This is a genomic window from Hyphomonas sp. UBA3601 (assembly GCF_002375605.1).
Lineage (GTDB): Bacteria > Pseudomonadota > Alphaproteobacteria > Caulobacterales > Hyphomonadaceae > Hyphomonas.
This window is the reverse complement of the sequence record NZ_DFME01000116.1, coordinates 1-1,796: the sequence shown is the minus strand read 5'-3', so window position 1 is coordinate 1,796 and position 1,796 is coordinate 1. Positions and strand designations below refer to the sequence as shown.

Annotated in this window: 2 protein-coding genes; one reads left to right on the top strand and one right to left on the bottom strand. The window is 59.1% G+C overall.

Features of this window, described 5'->3' with window-relative positions:
* Nucleotides 1-802, bottom strand: an 802-nt coding sequence (locus tag B4F73_RS12240) for a family 43 glycosylhydrolase (protein WP_290483396.1), incomplete at its 3' end; no start/stop codon positions are given.
* 174 nt (nt 803-976) lie between these two features.
* Here B4F73_RS12240 and B4F73_RS12235 point away from each other — a divergent pair.
* The coding region (locus tag B4F73_RS12235; protein ID WP_290483395.1) for an NAD(P)H-dependent flavin oxidoreductase at nt 977-1,796 on the top strand (820 nt) is incomplete at its 3' end.

Here is a 1,796-nt window from a genome sequence, read left to right as displayed (position 1 = left end):
TCACGTCCTTCGGCGCTTCGGCGAAGGAAACCATGTCCTCGCCCATTTTGGCGATCTTCGGCATTAGCGCGACATCGTCAGGCTGGCCGGCTTCATCGTCACTGGTCAGAGGGTCATCATTGACGAGGTCCGTGTTGAGGTTCGGGTCGGCATTGTACTCGCCGGTCGCCCAGCGTTGCAGCTGCCCGCCCCAGATGCCGCCGAAATACATGTAGTATTCGCCGTCCGTGTCCTCATAGACGGTCGGATCCATGGAGTAGGAGCCTTCGATTGGCTCGGGCTCTGCGGTGAATGGCCCGGTAGGACTGTCGGAGACAGCTGCGCCAATATGGAAGACGCCATCGGCATCCTTGGCCGGGAAATAGAGATAGTATTTGCCATCCTTGTGGGCTGCGTCCGGGGCCCACATCTGCTGGGCGGCCCAGGCTACATCGTCGACATCCAGCGCGACGTCATGAATGGTCACCTCGCCGCCGACTTCGTCCATGGACAGGACGATATAGTCGCGCATGGCGTACTGACTGCCAAGATCGTCTTCGGGGATGCCCGCATCATAATCATGGCTCGGATACACATAGATGCGGCCATCATCCCAGACATGGACACTGGGGTCTGCGGTGAAGATCTCGCTGACCAGCGGCTCATTCAGATACTTTGACTCCGTTGGCTCGGCTTCAACGGTTTCGACCGGCGGCGCAGCGACTTCTGTCTCGGCGCTCGTCGTGGGCGCATCGCCAGAGCAGGCGGCCAGAGCCGCGGCAACCATGATAGCGCTACCATTCAAAAGGCTGTTTTTTCGCATTCCGTTTTCTCCCTCGGATGTTTTATTTTGAAACTGTCTTGGATGCTGGCCAGTCTGGCCCGAACCACAGTTTTGGGCAAGAGGTGTCCGCAACGTCACGCCTTGCCCAACATAGCTCAAACGCTAGTTTCCGTTTACGTAAACTGCGTCCCTTTCCGTTTGAGGTAATTTCTCATGGCACTACCCCCCATTCTCCAAAATTTGCGCATCCCGGTTATCGGATCGCCGCTTTTCATCATCTCCAATCCGGAACTTGTGATCGCCCAGTGCAAGGCCGGCGTCGTCGGCAGCTTCCCGGCGCTGAACGCGCGGCCCGGCCCGGTGCTGGACGAGTGGCTGGACCGGATCACCACGGAACTGGCTGAATGGGACGAGAAGAACCCGGACCGCAAGGCCGCGCCTTTTGCCGTCAACCAGATCGTCCACAAGACCAACAACCGTCTCGATCATGATGTGGAGATGTGCGTGAAGCACAAGGTGCCGATCGTGATCACCTCGCTCGGCGCGCGTCAGGAAGTGAATGACGCGATCCACTCTTATGGCGGCATTGTGCTGCACGACATCATCAATGTCGTCTTCGCGCACAAGGCGTTGGAAAAAGGCGCTGATGGCCTGATTGCGGTGTGCACCGGTGCGGGCGGCCATGCCGGCACGCTTTCGCCCTTCGCGCTGATTCAGGAAATCCGCCAGTTCTTTGATGGCCCGCTGGCCCTTTCCGGCTCCATCGCCAATGGCGGCGCGGTCGCGGCGGCACAGGCGCTGGGCGCAGACCTCGGCTATATCGGCTCGGCCTTCATCTCCTGTGACGAGGCCAATGCGGTCGACGGTTACAAGGACATGATTGTCGACTCCAAGGCAGGCGATATTGTCTATTCCAACCTGTTCACCGGCGTTCACGGAAATTATCTCGCGCCATCCATCGCCAAGGCCGGACTTGATCCGAATGATCTGCCGGAAAGCGACCCGAGCGCGATGAATTTCGGCTCCGGCGGCA